We start from the raw sequence: 22,274 nt of genomic DNA on the forward strand, positions 1-22,274 counted from the left end.
CGATCACAAAGGGACTCTGCAATACTTGTTTGCGGAGGATGTTTGTGATCCTGTTTTGTAGTGCGATTAATCCGTGTACAATAACGCGCTATTTCTAATGCCTGAGGCAAAGTTGTGATCGAAAAATTGCGTAATATCGCCATCATCGCGCACGTAGACCATGGTAAAACCACCCTGGTAGACAAGCTGCTCCAACAATCTGGTACGTTCGACTCTCGTGCCGAAACCCAAGAGCGCGTGATGGACTCCAACGATTTGGAGAAAGAGCGTGGGATTACCATCCTCGCGAAAAACACCGCTATCAAATGGAATGATTACCGTATCAACATCGTTGATACCCCGGGGCACGCCGACTTCGGTGGTGAAGTTGAACGTGTAATGTCCATGGTAGACTCAGTGCTGCTGGTGGTTGACGCATTTGACGGCCCGATGCCGCAAACGCGCTTCGTAACCAAAAAAGCGTTTGCTTACGGCCTGAAGCCAATTGTTGTTATCAACAAAGTTGACCGCCCTGGCGCGCGTCCTGATTGGGTTGTGGATCAGGTATTCGATCTGTTCGTTAACCTCGACGCGACCGACGAGCAGCTGGACTTCCCGATCGTTTACGCTTCTGCGCTGAACGGTATCGCCGGTCTGGACCACGAAGATATGGCGGAAGACATGACCCCGCTGTATCAGGCAATTGTTGACCACGTTCCTGCGCCGGACGTTGACCTTGACGGTCCGTTCCAGATGCAGATTTCTCAGCTCGATTACAACAGCTATGTTGGCGTTATCGGCATTGGCCGCATCAAGCGCGGTAAAGTGAAGCCGAACCAGCAAGTTACTATCATCGATAGCGAAGGCAAAACCCGCAACGCGAAAGTCGGTAAAGTGCTGGGCCACCTCGGTCTGGAACGTATCGAAACCGATCTGGCGGAAGCTGGCGATATCGTGGCGATCACGGGCCTGGGCGAACTGAACATTTCTGACACCGTTTGCGACACGCAAAACGTTGAAGCGCTGCCGGCACTCTCCGTTGATGAGCCGACCGTTTCTATGTTCTTCTGCGTTAACACCTCACCGTTCTGCGGTAAAGAAGGTAAGTTCGTAACGTCTCGTCAGATTCTGGATCGTCTGAACAAAGAACTGGTACACAACGTTGCGCTGCGCGTAGAAGAAACTGAAGACGCCGATGCGTTCCGCGTTTCTGGTCGTGGCGAACTGCACCTGTCTGTTCTGATCGAAAACATGCGTCGTGAAGGTTTCGAACTGGCGGTATCCCGTCCGAAAGTTATCTTCCGTGAAATCGACGGTCGTAAACAAGAGCCGTATGAAAACGTGACGCTGGACGTTGAAGAACAGCATCAGGGTTCTGTGATGCAGGCGCTGGGCGAACGTAAAGGCGACCTGAAAAACATGAATCCAGACGGTAAAGGCCGCGTACGTCTCGACTACGTGATCCCAAGCCGTGGTCTGATTGGCTTCCGTTCTGAGTTCATGACCATGACCTCTGGTACGGGTCTGTTGTACTCCACCTTCAGCCACTATGACGACGTACGTCCGGGTGAAGTGGGTCAGCGTCAGAACGGCGTACTGATCTCTAACGGTCAGGGTAAAGCGGTCGCGTTCGCGCTGTTCGGTCTGCAGGATCGCGGTAAGCTGTTCCTCGGTCACGGTGCAGAAGTTTACGAAGGTCAGATTATCGGTATTCATAGCCGCTCTAACGACCTGACTGTAAACTGTCTGACCGGTAAGAAACTGACCAACATGCGTGCTTCCGGTACTGACGAAGCCGTTGTTCTGGTTCCGCCTATCCGCATGACTCTGGAACAAGCGCTGGAGTTCATCGATGATGACGAACTGGTAGAAGTGACTCCGACCTCTATCCGTATTCGTAAACGTCACCTGACGGAAAACGATCGTCGTCGCGCCAACCGCGCACCGAAAGACGATTAATTTCGTTTTTTAGTCATAAAAAACCTGCCAGTGATGGCAGGTTTTTTTTTGCCTGTCGTAAGTTCTCACCAGTGCGAGTATCTCCCTTATAAGTTTGTGGTTACGTCAATAGAGAGCTTTGTCACAATTATCTGCAAAGTCATACGCTGTTAATTGCTTTCTTTTTTGGCGTAAGCGTAAGATGCCTCATCTGGTTTAAACCAAAAGGATTAAACAATGGCGGAGAATCAATCCACCGTAGAAAATGCAAAAGAGAAACTGGATCGGTGGTTGAAAGATGGCATCACCACGCCGGGTGGAAAACTCCCTTCAGAAAGAGAGCTGGGAGAGTTGCTGGGCATTAAACGTATGACGTTACGCCAGGCGTTGCTGAACCTTGAGGCAGAATCCAAAATTTTCCGTAAGGATCGTAAAGGGTGGTTCGTGACTCAGCCGCGATTTAATTACAGTCCGGAGCTGTCGGCGAGCTTTCAGCGGGCCGCAATTGAGCAAGGGCGGGAACCTTCCTGGGGCTTTACTGAGAAAAGCCGTACCAGCGACATTCCCGAGACGCTCGCGCCACTGGTTGCAGTGACGCCATCAACTGAACTCTATCGCATTACCGGCTGGGGGGCGCTGGAAGGACATAAAGTTTTCTATCACGAAACATATATTAATCCTGAAGTTGCCCCAGGTTTTATAGAGCAACTTGAAAACCACTCATTTTCTTCAGTCTGGGAAAAATGCTACCAAAAAGAGACGGTAGTAAAAAAACTGGTTTTCAAACCCGTAAGAATGCCGGGTGATATCAGTAAATTTCTTGGCGGTTCAGCGGGCATGCCTGCGATCTTAATTGAAAAACATCGCGCTGACCAGCAAGGCAATATTGTCCAGATAGATATTGAATATTGGCGATTTGAGGCCGTGGATCTCATCATTAATCTGTAGGTGTTTTATGGTGACAATAAATAACGCAAGAAAGATTCTACAACGTGTCGATACTCTTCCTCTTTATTTGCATGCCTACGCTTTTCATTTAAATATGCGGCTGGAAAGAGTATTGCCAGCTGATTTACTTGATATTGCGAGTGAAAATAATCTGCGAGGCGTAAAAATTCATGTTCTGGATGGCGAACGTTTTTCTTTGGGCAATATGGCAGATAAAGAACTCTCTGCCTTTGGCGATAAAGCCCGCCATCTGAACCTTGATATTCATATTGAAACCAGTGCCTCAGATAAGGCATCTATTGACGAAGCCGTTGCCATTGCGTTGAAAACTGGGGCATCGTCAGTGCGTTTTTATCCGCGTTATGAAGGTAATTTGCGCGACGTATTATCGATCATCGCTAACGACATTGCCTATGTGCGGGAAGCGTATCAGGACAGCGGCCTGACCTTTACGATCGAACAGCATGAAGATTTAAAAAGCCATGAACTGGTGTCGCTGGTCAGAGGGAGTGAGATGGAGTCTCTTTCCTTACTGTTTGATTTTGCGAACATGATCAATGCAAATGAACATCCCATAGACGCTTTAAAAACGATGGCACCACATATTACCCAGGTCCATATCAAAGATGCCTTGATTGTTAAAGAACAAGGTGGCCTGGGCCATAAAGCCTGTATTTCAGGTCAGGGTGATATGCCATTCAAAGAGTTATTAACACACCTTATCTGCCTTGGCGATGAAGAACCGCAGGTGACAGCGTATGGCCTGGAAGAAGAGGTTGATTATTATGCTCCGGCGTTCCGCTTTGAAGACGAAGATGATAATCCGTGGATCCCTTATCGCCAGATGAGTGAAACACCACTGCCAGAAAATCATTTACTGGATGCGCGGTTACGTAAAGAAAAAGAAGATGCAATTAATCAGATAAATCATGTGCGTAACGTACTACAACAAATCAAACAAGAGGCAAGCCATCTTCTGAACCACTAATAAGCTTTAACTCATCCGCTGTTAATAAAAACCATTCCATAAGAATGGCCGGTATCTTATTGCCTTTAGAACAGTGATTTTCAAAATCGCTTAGGGGATGTTATGCTCACGAAAAAGAAATGGGCGTTATTTAGTCTATTAACATTGTGTGGCGGTACAATTTATAAATTACCGTCGTTGAAAGATGCGTTTTATATCCCGATGCAGGAATATTTCCATTTGACCAATGGTCAAATTGGTAATGCTATGTCGGTAAACTCATTTGTCACGACAGTAGGCTTTTTTCTGTCTATTTATTTTGCCGATAAACTACCGCGCAGATACACCATGTCATTCTCCCTCATTGCGACGGGATTACTGGGTGTTTATTTGACGACAATGCCGGGGTATTGGGGCATCCTCTTTGTCTGGGCGCTATTTGGCGTTACCTGCGACATGATGAACTGGCCTGTCTTGCTCAAGTCGGTAAGTCGACTGGGCAATAGCGAACAACAAGGTCGTTTGTTTGGCTTCTTCGAAACAGGGCGTGGCATTGTCGATACTGTGGTGGCATTTTCTGCGTTGGCAGTATTTACCTGGTTTGGCAGTGGCTTGTTGGGCTTTAAAGCGGGTATCTGGTTCTATTCCCTTATTGTGATTGCCGTGGGCGTTATCATTTTCTTTGTACTCAATGACAAAGAAGAGGCACCGTCCGTGGAGGTGAAAAAAGAAGACGAAGCATCGCAAAACACCAGTATGACTTCGGTGCTGAGAGATAAAACCATCTGGCTTATCGCTTTCAACGTCTTCTTCGTTTACGCGGTTTACTGTGGCTTGACATTCTTCATTCCATTCCTGAAAAACATCTATCTGCTGCCCGTTGCGCTGGTGGGTGCTTACGGCATCATTAACCAATACTGTCTGAAAATGATCGGTGGACCGATTGGTGGCATGATTTCAGATAAGATCCTGAAATCGCCGAGTAAATATCTATGCTACACCTTTATCATCAGTACCGCTGCGCTCGTACTGTTGATTATGCTGCCGCACGAAAGTATGCCGGTCTATTTAGGGATGGCCTGTACATTAGGCTTTGGCGCGATAGTCTTTACACAGCGAGCCGTATTTTTTGCACCTATCGGCGAAGCAAAAATTGCTGAAAATAAAACAGGCGCGGCGATGGCGTTGGGTAGCTTTATCGGTTACGCCCCGGCGATGTTCTGCTTCAGTCTGTATGGCTACATTCTGGATTTAAACCCGGGGATTATTGGCTACAAAATCGTGTTTGGCATTATGGCCTGCTTCGCATTCTGTGGTGCGGTGGTTTCCGTAATGCTGGTTAAGCGAATTAGCCAACGTAAGAAAGAGATGTTGGCGGCTGAAGCTTGATTAATGGCCGGATGTGTTTAATCCGGCCAATGAAAACCGTATCAACCGTAGGCCGGATAAGGCGTTTACGCCGCATCCGGCAGTTTCACATCAGAAGAAATACTTCGTCCCGATACGAATCTGGTTTTGCTCGCGGTGGTATGGTTCTATATTACGATCTAACCAGCGTAATTCGAAATAAGGGAGCCAGTTTTCGTTAATACGGTAACGGAAGGTATTAGTGATTTCCCAATGATGATCTTTTCCATTGCTGCTATTAAAGTCATTTACGCGTATAAAATAATGTGGCTCAAATGTATAGGAGAATTTCTCGGTGATTTTAAAATTCCAGTAGGTACCAATTTCATAGGTGTCATTATTATCCAGCTCCCCGTTCAAATCTGTTGAACTGTAGTTATTATGGTTATAGCGATTTCGCACTGTCAGATTAAACCATGGTACAAATTTATAGTTGACGTCCAGATATACTGCACCACCGGAACCGGTGCTTTTATCATTAATTAAGCCACCGGGCTGGATGGTTAATTTATCAGTTGGTTTGAATAACGGATACCAACCTTCAATTTCATTGTAGCCATGTTTTAGTTCATCTTCTCGCTGAAAGGTGTAGGTATTGGTTAACATAATACCCGCGCCCATATCGAAGTTATAACCCACACGTAGCATAACCTCGCCCTGATCGGAGGCGAGATTATATGCCTCCCTGTTTTCGACGTATGCGCCAGCAAATACCGAGGCAGAGGTCAGAGAGGATAATAGAATTATTGCATTAATCTTTTTCATAATAAGTCCATTTTTAAACGTAGGGAGGCCGCCACCCACCAGGATGGAAATAGCGGCTATTGACATTTATAACGTTAAGGAAGCCGTTTTTTCTTCTGTCGCCATCTCTTTATTTTTGCGTTGGTTAACTTCCTCAATAATCATCGCAAAACGTTTTTCATTGAGCGTGTAAAAGAATCCCATCGTCAATGCAGCAATTATCGCCAGCGCACAAGGCCAAATAAAAATGAGCTGACGCAAACCCTGTAATGTTGCATCGCTTTGCGCGATGTTGGGAACATAACCGATTTGCGTCAGCATAATGCCTGGCAAGAAGCCAGCAAGTGCGGCTGAAATTTTACGAAAGAAGGTATAACCGGTATAAATAGAACCTTCGGCACGTATACCTGTTTTCCATTCACCATAATCTACGGTATCCGGTACCAGCGCCCAGTTCAGGCTGTTTACAAAGGCCGTACCAAAAAAGGCGACACAAGAGAACATGACGAAAGTGAAAGAGTTACTGCCCCAGAAATAATTCAGGATATCCCCCACCGCCCACAGCACCATGCCAGCTAAATAAACCTGTTTTTTACCAAAACATTTTACAGTTAATGGCACCAGCAATACGCCGATGAGGATGCATCCCATACTGAAGAATCCCATCCACGACAATAAATTAATATCATTCAGCACATACTGGGTGTAATAGACCTGAATTGCCAGTTTGATATTAAATGCCGCCAGGGTACACAGGTTAGCAATGCATAAAACCAGCAATGGCGGATTACGAAATATCGCGCAAAAAGATTTGAGAATACTGGCTTTATGTCCGGTTGGCGTCGTGTCCACATAATGCTCTTTGACGCCTCTGTAGCACAGCATCATAAAAATAAAGCCACCAATGGAGAACATCAGTGCCGCGCAGGCATAACCGACAGTGGAGTCAGAAAAAAGCGACTGCAATGGAATAAATGCTACGGTACAAATCAATAGCCCTATGGTTGCACCACCCTGGCGGTAAGCCGCAAGCTGCGCGCGCTCATTGGGGTTTTTGGTAATTGCTGGGATCATCGCGCCATACGAGCAGTTCATCAGACTGTATGAAAGTCCAAACATCATAAACAGCGCGGTGGCAATCGTCGTTTTAATCGGCAAACTAAAAGTGGTGGCGATAAACTGGAGCGTTGCAATTAACGCCGCCGGAACCGCTGCATATAAAATAAAGGGACGAAATTTGCCTTTAGGCCCAATATTTTTTCGCGAGTCGAGTAAAAATCCGGTGAGCATATCGGTAAACGCGGTAAAGAATTTCGCCACCAGAAAGATAATCCCGCCATAGTAAGCAGGCATCCCTAATTCATCGGTATAAAATTTGAGGAGATACAGAGTGCCGATGCTAAGCATTAAATTCGAACCGACGTCGCCCATGCCATAAGCGATTTTTTCCCGCAGATTCAGTTTTAATGTCAGTGGATTATGGTCAGACATAATCACTCCTTATAACGCCCCGCAGGGCGTTGTTTATTATTTATGCCGTGCGTTTACGGGCTTCTATTTCTTCAACAATGCGGACGTACATTTTCTCGTTCAGACTGTAGAAGCAACCCATCGCCACAATGGTGACTACCGCCAGTGCGCTTGGGTAGATGAAGATCAGCTGGCGTAAACCTTCGATGGTATGGTCAGCCTGCGCCACGTTTGGCACATAGCCGATTTGCGTCAGCATCCAGCCTGGGAAGAAACCTGCCAGCGCCTGAGATACTTTGCGAAAGAAGGTGAAGCCGGTGTAGACCGTACCTTCCGAACGAACGCCGGTGCGCCACTCGCCGTACTCGACGGTGTCGGAAACCAGTGCCCAGTTCAGGCTGTTAACAAACGCCGAGCCGAAGAATGCCAGGCAGGAGAACGCCACAAAACTGACCGAGCCGCCGCCGAAGAAATAGTTGAGCAGATCGCCCAGCACCCAAATCAGCAGGCCGCCGATATAGACCTTCTTCTTACCAAAACGTCTGACTGCACCAGGCATCAGGAACACGCCGATGAAAATACAGCCCATGCTGAAAAATCCCATATACGACAACAGGATGGGATCGTTAAGTACGTACTGGGTGTAATAGACCTGGATGGCGAGCTTGACGTTAAACGCCCCTAAGGTGCAGAGGTTGGCAATACACAGAATGAACAGTGGGCGGTTACCCGCAATTGCGCGGAAAGACTGCAACAAGCCAGGCTTTTGCGCTGGATTGGTAGGTTGGGTTTCGACATAACGCTCTTTCACGCCCGAGTAGCAGATCCACATAAACAGCAGGCCGAACAGTGAAAATAGCGTGGCGGCGAAGATATAGCCAAGTTGCTGATTACCTTCGATAAGATTCATAACTGGTACGAATCCCACCGTACACAGCAGCAGGCCCAATGTAGCGCCACCCTGACGCCATGCTGCCAGCGATGCGCGTTCGTTGGGGTTTTTGGTGATAGCGGGGACCATTGCGCCGTAGGAGCAGTTCATCATGCTGAAAAACAGTCCGTAAAGCATAAACAGAATGGTGGCCATCACCGTTTTACCGGTGACATCAAACGGTGTGCCGACAAAGTTGGCGATCGCCAGCAGAGTGACCGGGAATGAGGCGTACAAAATGAAAGGGCGGAATTTGCCTTTTGGACCGATCTTACGCCGGGAATCGAGCATGATGCCGGTACCCATATCGGTAAAGGCGGTAAAGAATTTCGAGATCAAAAAGATAATACCGCCATAGGTGCCGGGCAGCCCCAGAACGTCGGTATAAAACTTCAAAAGATAAAGCGTACCGATATCCAGCAGGATGTTAGAGGCCAGATCGCCGATACCGTAAGAGAGTTTCTCTTTAAAGGGCAGACGTAAAGTAGCCGGATCTTCCGTTGTGATGTGACTCATCGTTGTTCTCCCTTTGCCCGTGAGTTTCCCCACGGGCGGACGTGATTAGATGCTTTTTAACGACGCGAACAGTGCCGCCCATTCGCTATCGGCGCGATAAAAGACCGGCGGTTTACCGATGGGCGCATTAACGGTAACTTCCCCGCCCCGGAACGCTTCACCTGTCCAGGCGTGGACCCAGTTATCCTCCGGCAGATAGAGCGTCCAGTCGCTACGGCCTTGTTCATGCACCGGAGCGACCAGAATGTCGCGGCCTAACAGGTACTGATATTTCAGGGTGTAGGTGTGTGTATCGTCTTCGTAATGCAGGAACAGCGGGCGCATAACCGGCAGGCCGGACTTCGCATTCAGCGCGACGGCCTCTTTCAGGTAAGGTTTCAGGGTGGTGAAGACGGTGGTCATACGGGCAAAATGGGCAATAGTTTCCGCGTCGCCGTCAAACTGCCAGTTGTCGCCCGGACGGTTGCCTTCGTGGGTGCGCATCATCGACGTGAAGGCGCTGAAATCACACCAGCGCAGCAGCAGCTCTTTGCTGCGCTTCATCTCAAACAGGGTGGTATAACCGCCAATGTCACTGTGATGCAAACCATGTCCGGTCATTGCCAGCGACAGCGCTGCCGGGACGACCGACGCCAGGCCATCGTCGAGACTCCAGTCGACGTTCTGGTCGCCCGCCCACATCATGGTGGAGTATTTCTGGCTACCGGTAGAACCGGCGCGCATAAAGAAAAGGATCTCGCCAAGCTTGCCCGTTTCTTCAAGGGCTTCGTAGTTACATTTCGCCCACAGTGCGGGCCAGGCGTTATGCATAATTTCGGCGCTAACGCCGTTATGCAGGTACGTGTCGGTGGGCAGATACTCGCCGAAGTCAGCCATCCAGCCGCCGCAGCCGAGTTCAATCATGTTCTTTTTGATCACTTCCTTGAACCAGGCGTAGGCTTCCGGATTAGTGAGATCGACAACGCCGCCGTAAAACTCCCCAAATTCCACCAGATAGTCACCGCCAGAGGCATCTTTTGCCAGATAGCCATGTTGCGCCGCTTCTTCGCAGAGATCTTTATCGCTGGCAACATACGGGTTGATGTAGGCGAGGAACTGCACGCCTTCTTCTTTCCATTGCTTGATGCGGGAATCTAACTGTGGGTAGTTTTCACTGTTCCACTTCCAGTTCCACATCACACGTTTGCCAAAAGAGGTCATACGGATCCCGGACCAGTCCTGCGCCCAGATGCCGTTAACCTTCACACCCGCGTTACGCATGGTGTCCAGTTTTTTCTGGCACACTTCCGTCCCGCCCTGAATACCGAGCGTTACTCCGTCATAAATCCAGTCGGGCAGTTCTGGCTGGCGTCCCAGCAGTGCGGTTAATTTTTCCAGCAGGGAGATGTATGTATCAGCACATTCAAAACGCAGCGTTGCTTTGTCTTCCCACAGCGCCAGTTCATGGTATTCCGGGGCACTAAAGTCGAAGTTCATATAGCAACTGTTATCAACATGGCAGTAATACTTCTGCGTGCTGACAAAGGTTGGCTGCGGGAAAAAGGTCCAGTAGTAATCACCGCCCGCATTCTCTTTGCAGTCGGCCTGCCAGGTGACATAGCTTTGTTTGTTGCGACCAACACCCTGCTCGCTGGTCCACAGTGGGAACGGTTTGCCGCGTAGATCAAAATAGGAAAACTGTTCACCGCAGCCGTAGATATGGTCCTCCGGCTGTGCGGCGAGACGCAGCCAGATGCGGTTATGGTGACGATCATCGTTTTGCAGTTTCAGCACTAAACGGCCTTGTTCGTCAGTAGAGATATGCAGCGTGGCGCTAATGTCAGAACCACGGCAGAAATGGATTAACCAGCCATCCGGTGACTGGCTGACGATGGCGTCGGTCAGCGCAATCTTCTCCTGCAATTTATCTTTAATGCTGAAATTACCGCGGAACATATCGATATCCGCTATACCTGAGCCAATCGATAAGCAAGGATTATCTTTGCTATGGATTAAAATAAGACGGTCTTGAAAACGTAGAGTAAAACTGTCGTTATTCTGATGAAATTGAAAATCTAATAACTGTGGGCGTGGCGTATCCATAAATAATCTCCATAGAGTATAAAACTAATATTTCATGCCATCCTGTTATTACAGGTTTCATTAATCAAAGAATGTGTGCGGGTATAAATTAAAACCCGCGCAAGTGATTATTTACTTTCTTCAGCTCGGCGGATTGCCGCCACTTTTTTACCAAATGCCAGTTGCAGTATAACTAACAAGGTAAACGGAGGCAGAAGTGCGGCAGCGGCGGGAATTCCCAACGCACCTTTTATCAACATAGAACCGGAGGCAATCAACAATAAAAAGACCATCACACGAAACACTTTGACCGAAATGCGTTTATGCACATATTGTCCAATCAGTGAACCGAGGATCATGGTGGGAATACAAAACAGCACCAGTTTAAAGATAGAAACAGTCAAAATTCCGCTGGTCGCCAGCCCGCCGATCACCGCGATGTTGTTTGCGGTGAAGAAGGCGTTCAGTGTGCCGCGAAATGCCGCCGGACCTAAGTTACGCAGCATCCCGTAGATAACCATCGGCGGCCCGTTGGTTGAGAACGCCGCGCCTAATGCGCCAGCTACTGCGCCGATAGGTGCGGCGATCCAGTTACGGTCATAAATCGGCAGGCGAGGAATAAACATGCTGTAAAAGGAGTAGAGGATAAGAAATCCACCTAAGCCCACTTTCATAAAATGGTCGGGTAAATATGACAGCGCATATAAACCGACGGGTATTCCCAAAAATGAGAAAATAATCAGCACCATTGCCGAGCGCCAATCCGTTTCTTTGCGTGATAGCCAGGTGGCGTACAAGGCGGTTGCGGTGCCGACAATTACCGAAAGTGGTGTTGCCATTTTTACGGGGAGCATTAACGTGACGAGTGGCATGGTGGTTAAACCGCCACCAAATCCCGCGCATATCCCCACAAAGGTATAAAGAAACATCAACGCGATAACGATACATACCACGTTTGTTTCCAGCATGGCCCCATCTGGCGAAAATAACGTAAAAAAGTCCATAATATTTCCTGTTGTGTAAATACAACCCTAAACAATGATCTCGTTTTTTTCTTAATGAAATTAATTGTGCTGCCCGTGAATATTAAAAAACAGGCGATGCGTTTTTCCTGGTTCCAGTAATAATAAATCGGTGCCGGAATTAAAGGCGTTAGGCGGGCAACTCATAGGTTCAATTGCCAGTCCCTGACGCTGTAATTTTTCGCCGCTATAAACCTGCACCCAGGGTTGATCGGAACAAAGACTCACCGAAAGTGCCTGCTGTGGATGGGTAATGGTCATTTCCCACAGATCATTAGCGGTTTTAAAGGTATGGTCTATTTTTGTCGCGGCTATTTTTGTCGCCCGCGTGAAATTTAAATTCAGCTCATCAACGTGGTGAAGCGTTGTCGGATTTGCGTGCTCATCGACGGCATAAACCTGTTCTGCCGGAAGCTGGAAAAGATAGTCATCAACAGATGTTAAGTTGCAGGTTAAATAAGGATGAATACCCACACCATAAGGTGCGGTCACAGTACCAATATTCTGGCTTGCGATCTCAACGGAAAGGCCCGTGCGAGCATTGAGCGAATAAACAACCTGCGAAGCCAGCATAAACGGATAGCCGTAACTGGGCGGTAGAAAAGCTGTCAGGGTAACGCTGGTGGCGGTTAATTCGCTAATTTGCCAGTCTCGCCAGGCAAGCAGCCCGTGAATAGCGGCTTTTGAACTATGTTCATTAATGGGTAACTGATATTCCTGTCCCCGATAGCGGTAACAGCCGTTGGCGATCCGGTTCGGCCACGGAATAAGCACTTTACCCAGATGCGCCAGCGGCATCTCTTCGGGTTTGTGCGGGATGACTAAATGACAACCCTGAAAAGTTAATTCAGCCAGACCAGCACCAACCGTCACGATAGTCGCGTGATAATCCCCCGCGGCAAGTGAAACGGTTTGTCCACTGCAATGCATGTTGGTGATTTGCATACGAGGCACCTTAATTAAAAAACGGCATACAGCCTCCCATGAGGCTGATGTCAAACCAAAAAACTGCGCCGGGCGGTCCCCTCTCCCCTTTGGGGAGAGGGTTAGGGTTTTCAGTCAGTTATTTGGCATTCACGTCCAGCAGACCCGCCGCAACTGCCGGAGCCAGGCCTGGCGCTAACGGGATACGCGGGATCACCAGGCAATGCAGCAGGTGATAAATATCCTGTTTACCGTCCCAGACTTTGGTGGTGACCTTATTGTCCGCATCCAGCTCCTGCCACCAGGAACCATTTTCATAGTCCATCAGGTACTTAATGCAGTAGTCCCACCATGTCTGATACCAGGTTTCGTACTGGCGATCGCCGGTAACGGTGTAGAGCGCATAAGCTGTACCCATCGCTTCGACGATAGGCCAACGCACACGTTCGCGGACCACCGGTTTGCCTTCCCAGTCAACGGTATAAACAATCCCGTCGGCACCATCGGGCGCCCAGGCATCGCGCACGGTAGCGTTGAACAGACCTTTGGCATCTTCTAGCAACCAGGCCGGAGGCTGTTCGCAACGGGCTTCCAGGGCAGCGTGGATATGCAGCATTAAACGGCCCCATTCGATCCAGTGGCCCGGCGTGCCTCCGAATGCGCGGAAGCGGTGCGCCGGGTTATCTTTGTTGTAATCCGGCAGCGGATTCCACTGGGTATCGAAGTGCTCGTTAACGCGATAATGATTATTTCTGGCGACGTCGTGGATAATGACGGAAGCCACGCGAATCGCGCGATCCAGCCATTTTTTGTCATGCGTTACGTCATAAACAATCAAGAAAGCTTCCACCGCGTGCATATTGGCATTGCCGCCGCGGTACTCTTCGGTTTTGCTGAAGGCTTCGTCCCAGGATTCCAGGCACATCTGCTCTTCTTCGCTCCAGAAGTATTTCTCGATAATTTCAATGGTGTAATCGAGCAGCTTACGCGCTTCCGGGTGACCCGTTGTGACGGCACTGGCGGCACCCAGCAGGGCAAAGAAATGTTGATAGCCCTGTTTGGAGGCATCCACCACGCCCTCGTCATTGACACAGGCATACCAGCCGCCATATTTTTTATCGCGCAGTGCGCCGTTCATGGCTTTGATACCATGATCAACCAACGAGTAAGCGCCAGGTCGACCCATCGCCGCAGCAACGGAATACACGTGCAACATACGGGCGGTGATCCACAGATGGGTGCCCATCTCTTCTTTGATTTGCCCTTTATTGCCTAACCAGCCAAAGCCAGTCGGTACTACGGAATTTTTACCAAAATCAAAGATGCGATCGGTTTCCTGTTCCAGCCAACGGTTGTGACTTAAGGTGTTAAACCATTTCATTTTTGTATCCTCATGTTAACGGCGTTTAGCCATCATTTCGTCGACGATATCGCCAAGTTGTTGTAATTTCGGTGCGCAAACGTCACGCAGCATCAGTTCGTTGTCTGGTAAACCGACGACCGATGCCCAGACGGCCCGACCGGCCAGGAAGCCCGATGCGCCCGCCGTCATCGCCACGCGCACGGCACGCGGGAACAGTTTTTCGTCGACGCCGGAAGAGAGGATCACCCACGGCATATTGATATGGTCATTCAGACGTTGTGAAGCACTGAGAAGCTCTTGTTGCGGACCTTTTCCGTAAAGCGGCATTTCAACTTTGTAGAGGTCAGCGCCACTGTCGCCCAGTTCTTTGGCGGCATCGATGATCGCTTGTTCGCGATCGAATTTATCGCCACGACGCGGCGGGCGAACAACCGGCTCAATGATGCTCACCAGACCGTTTGAATGGCACAGTTCGTTGAACTCTTTCACCATATCCAGGCGTTGCTGCGCATCTTCATCGCTACGCCACAGCACCAGTAGTTTCAAGGCTTTACCGCCGTCTTGTTTGATTTGTAGCGGGTTGATTTTGCGGTCAATGACTACGCTATCTACCGGAATACCGTTGCCAGGGATGAACTCATCGGCGGCGACAATCATGGCGCAACTTTTGGCAATCGCGTTTTGCTCAACCACCTGGCGGTAGCAGAATTGTTGATCTACCAGAATCGCCGATGCATAAGGTGAAAGGGCCTTCGCGGCGTTAACTTTGAAATCAGTTAAAACGCTATCGGCTACTGGAGCGGGTGCGCCAGCCGCGGCAAACATCATGCGCATGGCTTCGCGCTGATCGACTGCCAGCATGGCAAAACCGCCCGATGCGCGCGTAATGTCGTTGATGGTGTACTTATTCATTCATTTATTCCTTTATCCAGTCGTTACATTTTTACTTTGGCAGTCATCCCGGCACTGACACGGACCTGCTCCAGAATGGCGGACCAGTCCTGGCGACCTCGACCCGCTGCGCGCGCCTGGCTATAAACCTCCCGTGAGGCGGCCCCCAGCGGCATCGGCACATGCAACTGGTTGGCGACATCGAGGGCGATGCCAAGATCCTTATGGGCAAGATCGATCATGAAGGCGGGAGAAAGATCTCCACTGAGGACTTTGTTCGGCCAGGAAGTGGTGAAGTGGCCTTTACCGGCGGCAGTACCGCTCATTACCTTGACGGCAACATCGAAGGGAAGATTGAGGGCTTCGCACAAAACGGCGGCTTCTGCCGACAGCGCATTGAGCGCGATGCTCATGTAGTTGTTGATAAGCTTAACGCGGATCCCCATGCCCGGACCGCCCGCGTTGATCAACTCGCTGCCCATCGCCATCAGGATCGGCGTGGCGCGTTCAACTTGTTCAGCGGTGCCGCCAGCCAGCAGTAACAGAGTACCGGTAATGGCATTTGCAGAAGTACGGCCTACCGGAACATCCATCATGCTGAAGCCTTTGGCTTGCATATCGGCAATCAATTTATCGGTTTGCAGCGGATGGATGGTCGACATATCAATGACCAGCGCATCGGTAGATAAGCTTTCGCAAATGCCGTTTTCACCGAACAACACGCTGCGCACCAGATCGCCATTCGGCAACATGGTAATGATAAATTCGGCATCTTTAGCGGCCTGCGCTGGGTTAGCAGCGGGAGTCGCCCCTTTGTCTACCAGATGCTGTACGGCTTCGGCATTCACATCGAAGACGCAAAGTTGATGCCCTTGCTGCAATAAATTGCTCGCCATTGGCGAACCCATTTGTCCTAAACCGATAAACGCGATTGCTGCCATAACCCTCTCCTGAATACAGTGATGTCACTTTTTGTCATTTATGACATGCCTTGCTTGTCTGTTTTTGATCGTATTTGTAATTTATCGTCAAAAAATTGACAGCCGTCACTTTTTAAACAATTGGTGAAATTAAAATGAACGCATCCCAAAATGCTTAAGGAATGACCATGATTCGTGTTGCTTGTGTAGGAATTACCGTGATGGATCGCATCTATTACGTGGAAGGGTTGCCGACGGAGAGCGGTAAGTACGTGGCAAAAAATTATACGGAAGTTGGCGGCGGGCCAGCGGCTACAGCAGCAGTTGCGGCGGCCAGACTGGGTGCGCAGGTCGATTTTATTGGTCGCGTCGGTGACGACGACACGGGCAACAGCCTGCTGGCAGAGCTGGAATCCTGGGGCGTTAACACCCGTTACACCAAACGGTATAACCAGGCGAAATCTTCGCAATCCGCCATCATGGTGGATGCCAAAGGAGAGCGAATCATCATTAACTATCCCAGCCCGGACCTGCTGCCTGACGCAGAGTGGTTGGAGGAAATTGATTTCTCTCAGTGGGATGTGGTGCTGGCAGATGTACGCTGGCATGACGGCGCGAAAAAAGCCTTCACTCTGGCGCGGCAGGCGGGCGTGATGACCGTGCTGGACGGTGATATTACGCCGCAGGATATCAGTGAGCTGGTGGCGTTAAGCGATCATGCAGCTTTTTCAGAACCGGGTCTGGCGCGGCTAACGGGCGTGAAAGAGATGGCGAGTGCCCTAAAACAGGCACAAATGCTCACAAATGGACATGTCTATGTTACTCAGGGCAGTGCAGGCTGTGACTGGCTGGAGAATGGCGGGCGACAGCATCAGCCAGCTTTCAAAGTTGATGTGGTAGATACTACCGGTGCGGGCGATGTTTTTCACGGCGCATTGGCGGTGGCGCTGGCAACAGGTGGAGATTTAGCGGATTCCGTCCGCTTTGCCAGCGGTGTGGCGGCGTTAAAATGCACGCGTCCCGGTGGGCGTGCCGGGATCCCTGACTGTGATCAAACCCGATCTTTTTTGTCACTTTTTGTATAAAATGCCAGGGTGATGGTTTTTCGAGGAATTTTCATGAGCCTTACCGAACTGACCGGTAACCCGCGGCACGACCAACTCCTCATGCTGATCGCCGAGCGTGGGTATATGAATATTGATGAGCTGGCAAATCTGCTGGATGTTTCCACGCAGACGGTCCGCCGGGATATTCGTAAATTAAGCGAGCAAGGGCTGATCACGCGCCATCACGGTGGCGCGGGTCGGGCCTCCAGCGTCGTTAATACGGCGTTCGAACAGCGTGAGGTTTCGCAAACTGAAGAGAAAAAAGCGATTGCCGAAGCGGTGGCAGACTATATTCCTGATGGTTCAACAATATTTATCACCATTGGTACGACCGTTGAACATGTCGCCCGGGCGTTACTTAACCACAATCATTTGCGGATAATCACCAACAGCCTGCGTGTGGCGCATATTCTTTACCACAACCCGCGCTTTGAAGTGATGGTGCCCGGCGGTACGTTGCGCTCTCATAATAGCGGGATCATTGGCCCTTCAGCGGCGTCCTTTGTGGCCGATTTTCGGGCTGATTATCTGGTAACAAGCGTTGGGGCGATTGAGAGCGATGGCGCGTTGATGGAGTTTGATGTAAACGAAGCTAATGTGGTGAAAACGATGATGGCGCACGCGAGAAATATTCTGCTGGTCGCCGATCACACTAAGTATCATGCTTCGGCGGCGGTTGAAATTGGTAATGTGGCACAGGTCACTGCGCTCTTTACCGACGAGCTGCCGCCCGCTGCGCTAAAATCACGCTTACAAGACAGCCAAATTGAAATCATCCTTCCCCAGGAAGACGCGTAGAATTTTGTGACCGTTGACCTTGCTTCATACCTGACCACATAGCCAAACCCATCCTTTCCCGCTACAGTTAATTTCTTGTGGCGCGAAAGGAGGCAAAAATGCTCTATATCTTTGATTTAGGTAATGTGATTGTCGATATCGACTTTAACCGTGTGCTGGGAGCCTGGAGCGATTTAACGCGTGTTCCCCTGGCTACGCTTAAGAAGAGTTTCCACATGGGCGAGGCGTTTCATCAGCATGAGCGTGGGGAAATTAGCGACGAAGCGTTCGCAGAGGCGCTGTGTCATGAGATGGCTCTACCGCTAAGCTATGAGCAGTTTTCCCACGGCTGGCAGGCGGTGTTTGTCGCGCTGCGCCCGGAAGTGATCGCCATCATGCATAAACTGCGTGAGCAGGGTCATCGTGTGGTGGTGCTTTCCAATACTAACCGCCTACATACCACCTTCTGGCCGGAGGAATACCCGGAAATTCGTGATGCTGCTGACCATATCTATCTGTCGCAAGATCTGGGGATGCGCAAACCTGAAGCACGAATTTACCAGCATGTTTTGCAGGCGGAAGGTTTTTCACCCAGCGATACGGTCTTTTTCGACGATAACGCCGATAATATAGAAGGAGCTAATCAGCTAGGCATTACCAGCATTCTGGTGAAAGATAAAACCACCATCCCGGACTATTTCGCGAAGGTGTTATGCTAAAAACCATTCAGGACAAAGCCAGGCACCGTACCCGTCCGCTATGGGCCTGGCTAAAACTACTCTGGCAACGCATTGATGAGGACAACATGACAACCCTGGCAGGTAATCTTGCCTATGTGTCGTTGCTCTCTCTTGTGCCGCTGGTTGCCGTTGTTTTTGCGCTTTTCGCCGCTTTTCCCATGTTTTCCGACGTCAGTATTCAGTTGCGTCACTTCATTTTTGCCAACTTTCTGCCCGCAACTGGCGATGTTATTCAGCGATATATCGAACAATTTGTTGCCAATTCCAACAAGATGACCGCCGTTGGGGCGTGTGGGCTGATCGTCACAGCATTATTGCTGATGTACTCCATCGATAGCGCGTTGAATACCATCTGGCGCAGTAAACGAGCGCGACCAAAAATTTACTCGTTTGCCGTGTACTGGATGATTTTAACGCTGGGGCCGCTGCTGGCAGGGGCCAGTCTGGCGATCAGTTCCTATTTGCTCTCCCTGCGCTGGGCGAGCGATCTCAATACTGTCATCGACAACGTGCTGCGTATTTTTCCGTTGCTGTTGTCGTGGATCTCCTTCTGGTTGCTGTACAGCATTGTTCCTACTATCCGCGTACCTAATCGCGACGCGATTGTCGGCGCGTTTGTCGCCGCACTCCTGTTCGAAGCAGGAAAGAAAGGTTTCGCGCTTTATATCACCATGTTCCCCTCATATCAGCTCATTTACGGTGTGCTGGCGGTGATCCCCATTCTCTTTGTTTGGGTCTACTGGACATGGTGTATCGTCTTGCTTGGTGCGGAAATTACTGTCACTCTCGGGGAATACCGCAAACTAAAACAAGCAGCTGAACAAGAAGAAGACGACGAACCATGATTGCATTAATTCAACGCGTAACCCGTGCCAGCGTCACCGTGGAGGGAGAAGTGACGGGCGAAATTGGCGCGGGACTTTTGGTGTTATTGGGTGTCGAAAAGGATGACGACGAACAGAAAGCAAACCGTCTGTGCGAGCGTGTGCTCGGCTATCGCATCTTTAGCGATGCCGAAGGCAAGATGAACCTCAACGTGCAACAGGCGGGCGGCAGTGTGCTGGTGGTTTCCCAGTTTACCCTCGCCGCAGATACCGAACGGGGGATGCGTCCAAGTTTCTCCAAAGGCGCATCACCGGATCGCGCAGAGGCGTTATATGACTATTTCGTCGAACGCTGCCGTCAGCAAGAGATGAACACGCAAACAGGACGCTTCGCTGCGGATATGCAGGTATCGCTGGTCAATGATGGCCCCGTAACATTCTGGTTGCAGGTATGAGCCAGCTTCCAGGGTTGTCACGGGAAACAAGAGAGAGTATCGCTATGTATCACCTTCGGGTTCCACAAACAGAAGAAGAATTAGAGCGTTACTATCAGTTTCGCTGGGAAATGTTGCGTAAGCCCCTGCATCAACCGAAAGGTTCGGAACGCGACGCGTGGGATGCGATGGCGCATCACCAGATGGTCGTCGACGAGCAGGGTAATCTGGTGGCGGTAGGCCGACTGTATATTAATGCCGACAATGAAGCGTCCATTCGCTTTATGGCCGTTCATCCCGACGTGCAGGACAAAGGGTTAGGAACGCTGATGGCGATGACCCTGGAGTCGGTGGCGCGCCAGGAGGGCGTTAAGCGCGTGACCTGCAGCGCCCGTGAAGACGCGGTGGAGTTTTTCGCCAAGCTGGGGTTTGTTAATCAGGGAGAAATTACCACACCTACCACTACGCCGATTCGCCATTTTCTGATGATTAAACCCGTCGCCACTCTGGATGATATTTTGCATCGCGGCGACTGGTGCGCGCAGTTGCAACAGGCGTGGTATGAACACATCCCGTTAAGCGAAAAAATGGGTGTACGCATTCAGCAATATACCGGGCAAAAATTTATCACCACCATGCCGGAAACCGGCAATCAGAACCCGCATCATACGTTGTTTGCCGGGAGTTTATTTTCACTGGCAACGCTTACCGGTTGGGGGCTTATCTGGCTGATGCTGCGCGAACGCCACCTCGGCGGAACGATTATTCTGGCCGATGCGCATATCCGCTACAGCAAGCCGATTAGCGGTAAACCGCATGCGGTAGCCGACCTCGGTGCCTTAAGTGGCGACCTCGACCGTCTGGCGCGCGGACGTAAAGCACGGGTGCAGATGCAGGTCGAAATCTTTGGCGACGAGACGCCGGGGGCGGTGTTTGAAGGCACGTATATCGTTCTGCCCGCGAAGCCATTTGGCCCGTATGAAGAGGGCGGGAACGAAGAAGAGTAGCTGATGGAGAGGGGCGGTGTAGCCTCTCTCACTCATTCAGGTCATTTACATCAGCCCCTGACTATTCCGGTTATATTGAATAAGAACGCTATAAATTTTTATTCTTCGTTGGCACCATACGTGTCTTGCTACATCACTGTTCAGGAGCATTTAAATATTATTTGTAGAGGTGAGTGACAATTATCGCCGATAATGCTTAATTCATCATCTTACTTCAGGTTTGAGCGATTTTTGATAGCCAAACCCCCCTCTGGTGCCATACTTTTCTCATAAATATTTTTAAAATCTATAGCTAACAAACATTATGCAAAGATAATGGACTGGCATCATTGTCAGTATCATTCATTTACTGCTCTGGATGTTGTAAATAATTATGTTGCATGTTTGCTCTTAAACCGTGGGAAGGAGGCTGTAATGGTTGCCAATATTAATCTCATTAAACAAGAAGGTTATTCTATTGTTAATTTAGAAAAACAACTAACGAGTAATGAATCACCGAAGCAAACGCTATTAAATCATTTTTCACTTTGCCTTAAAATGGAAGGTGAGGAGCAACTGTGCGATTGTGTTAACGAACTGAAACTCGGGTTGTCGAGTAATAATGAATATGACCTGTTCAAAAATAGAGAAACCTCACTGTGGAAACGCAAAGTACCAGAAAGCGCAGCGCTGGCAATGACGGGAACAGTATATAAATTATTTGGTAGTCGCTTACTCAACGCCCGCAATCAGTTAGATAAAAACCTCCTCGAAATGGCTATGCAAATGGTTTATGGCAAAGATATGGTGACAAAGTCAGGGGATATATTGATTGATATACAATTAAATAAGGATGGCAGCCTCCAGAGTAAGCACTACACATTTGATGTAGGTGAAGTTATAAACAGTTATAATATTGACCTCTTTGTGAATGCCTCGAGTATTAATCAAACTTACTTACATGATAAAAAGCCTGGTGACGTTATTAACCTATATGGCGCTTTAGATAACGTTCCCCTTGTAGTTAAGGAATGCACAGGTAAAAATCATCAAATCAATGTTAAAGCCAAATTGCCACAAGAACGAAGTGAAAAAGTTGAGGATATGTGTGAAAGAATGAGAGGTGGCATCTCTATGTTTAACCACACCACAAAAACAGCTGATAATATAGAGCATAATTTGCAGCTAAGTTTTCTCGTGGATTCACGACCGTCGATCACCAATAAATACTCAGCCAAAGATGTAAGTCCAGATATACTTACATTGCCCGTCAACGTATATCGGGCAGATTTTAAAATTAAAATCAATAACGAAGTAGAGAAGGCT

The 22,274-nt window shown here is 49.3% G+C and carries 19 protein-coding genes and 1 pseudogene; 11 read left to right on the forward strand and 9 right to left on the reverse strand.

What is annotated here, in order from left to right:
* Positions 1–114: 114 nt before the first annotated feature.
* The 4 genes from typA to BEB42_RS18605 all read left to right on the forward strand — a co-directional run bounded on the left by typA (position 115) and on the right by BEB42_RS18605 (position 5,221).
* Positions 115–1,938: a ribosome-dependent GTPase TypA gene (typA, locus tag BEB42_RS18590; protein ID WP_000570668.1), complete on the forward strand. Its 1,824-nt coding sequence runs from the start codon at positions 115–117 to the stop codon at positions 1,936–1,938.
* 216 nt (positions 1,939–2,154) lie between these two features.
* Complete coding sequence (locus tag BEB42_RS18595) at positions 2,155–2,865, forward strand: GntR family transcriptional regulator (protein WP_000829805.1); 711 nt, start codon at positions 2,155–2,157, stop codon at positions 2,863–2,865.
* A 7-nt stretch (positions 2,866–2,872) separates the two neighbouring features.
* Positions 2,873–3,853: a sugar phosphate isomerase/epimerase family protein gene (locus tag BEB42_RS18600; RefSeq protein WP_000256382.1), complete on the forward strand. Its 981-nt coding sequence runs from the start codon at positions 2,873–2,875 to the stop codon at positions 3,851–3,853.
* 102 nt (positions 3,854–3,955) lie between these two features.
* Complete coding sequence (locus tag BEB42_RS18605; protein ID WP_000956330.1) at positions 3,956–5,221, forward strand: MFS transporter; 1,266 nt, start codon at positions 3,956–3,958, stop codon at positions 5,219–5,221.
* Positions 5,222–5,311: 90 nt separating this feature from the next.
* Here BEB42_RS18605 and ompL read toward each other — a convergent pair whose 3' ends face one another.
* From ompL to yihU, 9 genes are all read right to left on the reverse strand, one after another.
* Positions 5,312–6,004 (reverse strand): porin OmpL, encoded by a 693-nt coding sequence (gene ompL / locus BEB42_RS18610; protein WP_001353710.1) that lies wholly within the window; start codon positions 6,002–6,004, stop codon positions 5,312–5,314.
* A 66-nt stretch (positions 6,005–6,070) separates the two neighbouring features.
* Positions 6,071–7,474 carry an MFS transporter gene (locus BEB42_RS18615; RefSeq protein ID WP_001279684.1) on the reverse strand — a complete coding sequence of 468 codons (1,404 nt, stop codon included), beginning with the start codon at positions 7,472–7,474 and terminating at the stop codon, positions 6,071–6,073.
* A gap of 40 nt (positions 7,475–7,514) precedes the next feature.
* The gene (locus BEB42_RS18620) at positions 7,515–8,900 is read right to left on the reverse strand and encodes an MFS transporter (protein ID WP_000018387.1); all 1,386 of its coding nucleotides are present in this window, start codon (positions 8,898–8,900) and stop codon (positions 7,515–7,517) included.
* Positions 8,901–8,945: 45 nt separating this feature from the next.
* Positions 8,946–10,982, reverse strand: coding sequence for a sulfoquinovosidase (yihQ, locus tag BEB42_RS18625; RefSeq protein WP_000380850.1), 2,037 nt, complete (start codon positions 10,980–10,982; stop codon positions 8,946–8,948).
* Positions 10,983–11,089: 107 nt separating this feature from the next.
* Positions 11,090–11,965 carry a sulfite exporter TauE/SafE family protein gene (locus BEB42_RS18630; RefSeq protein ID WP_000345431.1) on the reverse strand — a complete coding sequence of 292 codons (876 nt, stop codon included), beginning with the start codon at positions 11,963–11,965 and terminating at the stop codon, positions 11,090–11,092.
* Between the two features lie 60 nt (positions 11,966–12,025).
* A complete protein-coding gene (locus tag BEB42_RS18635; protein ID WP_001167556.1) occupies positions 12,026–12,928 on the reverse strand; it encodes an aldose-1-epimerase in 903 nt (300 codons plus the stop codon).
* A 118-nt stretch (positions 12,929–13,046) separates the two neighbouring features.
* On the reverse strand, positions 13,047–14,288 hold the full coding sequence (gene yihS, locus BEB42_RS18640) for a sulfoquinovose isomerase (protein WP_000870914.1): 1,242 nt from the start codon (positions 14,286–14,288) through the stop codon (positions 13,047–13,049).
* Positions 14,289–14,303: 15 nt separating this feature from the next.
* A complete protein-coding gene (yihT, locus tag BEB42_RS18645; RefSeq protein WP_001046456.1) occupies positions 14,304–15,182 on the reverse strand; it encodes a sulfofructosephosphate aldolase in 879 nt (292 codons plus the stop codon).
* A gap of 23 nt (positions 15,183–15,205) precedes the next feature.
* Positions 15,206–16,102: a sulfolactaldehyde 3-reductase gene (yihU, locus tag BEB42_RS18650; protein WP_000718879.1), complete on the reverse strand. Its 897-nt coding sequence runs from the start codon at positions 16,100–16,102 to the stop codon at positions 15,206–15,208.
* A gap of 167 nt (positions 16,103–16,269) precedes the next feature.
* Here yihU and yihV point away from each other — a divergent pair, with 167 nt between their 5' ends.
* The 7 genes and pseudogenes from yihV to BEB42_RS26790 form a co-directional block, all read left to right on the forward strand.
* On the forward strand, positions 16,270–17,166 hold the full coding sequence (gene yihV, locus BEB42_RS18655) for a sulfofructose kinase (protein WP_000621624.1): 897 nt from the start codon (positions 16,270–16,272) through the stop codon (positions 17,164–17,166).
* Between the two features lie 33 nt (positions 17,167–17,199).
* A complete protein-coding gene (locus tag BEB42_RS18660; RefSeq protein WP_000059678.1) occupies positions 17,200–17,985 on the forward strand; it encodes a DeoR/GlpR family DNA-binding transcription regulator in 786 nt (261 codons plus the stop codon).
* Between the two features lie 98 nt (positions 17,986–18,083).
* Positions 18,084–18,683 (forward strand): glucose-1-phosphatase, encoded by a 600-nt coding sequence (yihX, locus tag BEB42_RS18665; protein ID WP_001315111.1) that lies wholly within the window; start codon positions 18,084–18,086, stop codon positions 18,681–18,683.
* A complete protein-coding gene (locus tag BEB42_RS18670; RefSeq protein WP_000920762.1) occupies positions 18,677–19,549 on the forward strand; it encodes a virulence factor BrkB family protein in 873 nt (290 codons plus the stop codon). Before yihX ends, BEB42_RS18670 begins: the two co-directional genes overlap by 7 nt.
* Entirely contained in the window at positions 19,546–19,983 is a 438-nt protein-coding gene (dtd, locus tag BEB42_RS18675; protein ID WP_000560983.1) for a D-aminoacyl-tRNA deacylase, read from the forward strand. Before BEB42_RS18670 ends, dtd begins: the two co-directional genes overlap by 4 nt.
* Positions 19,984–20,027: 44 nt before the next feature.
* Positions 20,028–20,969: a fatty acid biosynthesis protein FabY gene (gene fabY / locus BEB42_RS18680; RefSeq protein ID WP_001297068.1), complete on the forward strand. Its 942-nt coding sequence runs from the start codon at positions 20,028–20,030 to the stop codon at positions 20,967–20,969.
* Between the two features lie 414 nt (positions 20,970–21,383).
* Positions 21,384–22,271: pseudogene (locus tag BEB42_RS26790) on the forward strand (hypothetical protein); the annotation flags it as partial.
* Positions 22,272–22,274: the final 3 nt, after the last annotated feature.

Origin of the sequence: Escherichia sp. MOD1-EC5990 (genome assembly GCF_002965285.1) — a bacterium.
Classification (GTDB): Bacteria; Pseudomonadota; Gammaproteobacteria; order Enterobacterales; family Enterobacteriaceae; genus Escherichia; species Escherichia coli_F.

Excerpts from the sequence above, each read along its gene's own strand:
- dtd (WP_000560983.1), top strand. The coding sequence starts at position 19,546 with ATGATTGCATTAATTCAACGCGTAACCCGTGCCAGCGTCACCGTGGAG.
- yihQ (WP_000380850.1), bottom strand. The coding sequence starts at position 10,982 with ATGGATACGCCACGCCCACAGTTATTAGATTTTCAATTTCATCAGAAT.
- BEB42_RS18635 (WP_001167556.1), bottom strand. The coding sequence starts at position 12,928 with ATGCAAATCACCAACATGCATTGCAGTGGACAAACCGTTTCACTTGCC.
- BEB42_RS18615 (WP_001279684.1), bottom strand. The coding sequence starts at position 7,474 with ATGTCTGACCATAATCCACTGACATTAAAACTGAATCTGCGGGAAAAA.
- yihX (WP_001315111.1), top strand. The coding sequence starts at position 18,084 with ATGCTCTATATCTTTGATTTAGGTAATGTGATTGTCGATATCGACTTT.
- BEB42_RS18660 (WP_000059678.1), top strand. The coding sequence starts at position 17,200 with ATGAGCCTTACCGAACTGACCGGTAACCCGCGGCACGACCAACTCCTC.
- BEB42_RS18600 (WP_000256382.1), top strand. The coding sequence starts at position 2,873 with ATGGTGACAATAAATAACGCAAGAAAGATTCTACAACGTGTCGATACT.
- yihT (WP_001046456.1), bottom strand. The coding sequence starts at position 15,182 with ATGAATAAGTACACCATCAACGACATTACGCGCGCATCGGGCGGTTTT.
- yihU (WP_000718879.1), bottom strand. The coding sequence starts at position 16,102 with ATGGCAGCAATCGCGTTTATCGGTTTAGGACAAATGGGTTCGCCAATG.
- BEB42_RS18630 (WP_000345431.1), bottom strand. The coding sequence starts at position 11,965 with ATGGACTTTTTTACGTTATTTTCGCCAGATGGGGCCATGCTGGAAACA.
- fabY (WP_001297068.1), top strand. The coding sequence starts at position 20,028 with ATGTATCACCTTCGGGTTCCACAAACAGAAGAAGAATTAGAGCGTTAC.
- yihS (WP_000870914.1), bottom strand. The coding sequence starts at position 14,288 with ATGAAATGGTTTAACACCTTAAGTCACAACCGTTGGCTGGAACAGGAA.
- BEB42_RS18605 (WP_000956330.1), top strand. The coding sequence starts at position 3,956 with ATGCTCACGAAAAAGAAATGGGCGTTATTTAGTCTATTAACATTGTGT.
- BEB42_RS18595 (WP_000829805.1), top strand. The coding sequence starts at position 2,155 with ATGGCGGAGAATCAATCCACCGTAGAAAATGCAAAAGAGAAACTGGAT.
- BEB42_RS18620 (WP_000018387.1), bottom strand. The coding sequence starts at position 8,900 with ATGAGTCACATCACAACGGAAGATCCGGCTACTTTACGTCTGCCCTTT.
- ompL (WP_001353710.1), bottom strand. The coding sequence starts at position 6,004 with ATGAAAAAGATTAATGCAATAATTCTATTATCCTCTCTGACCTCTGCC.
- yihV (WP_000621624.1), top strand. The coding sequence starts at position 16,270 with ATGATTCGTGTTGCTTGTGTAGGAATTACCGTGATGGATCGCATCTAT.
- BEB42_RS18670 (WP_000920762.1), top strand. The coding sequence starts at position 18,677 with ATGCTAAAAACCATTCAGGACAAAGCCAGGCACCGTACCCGTCCGCTA.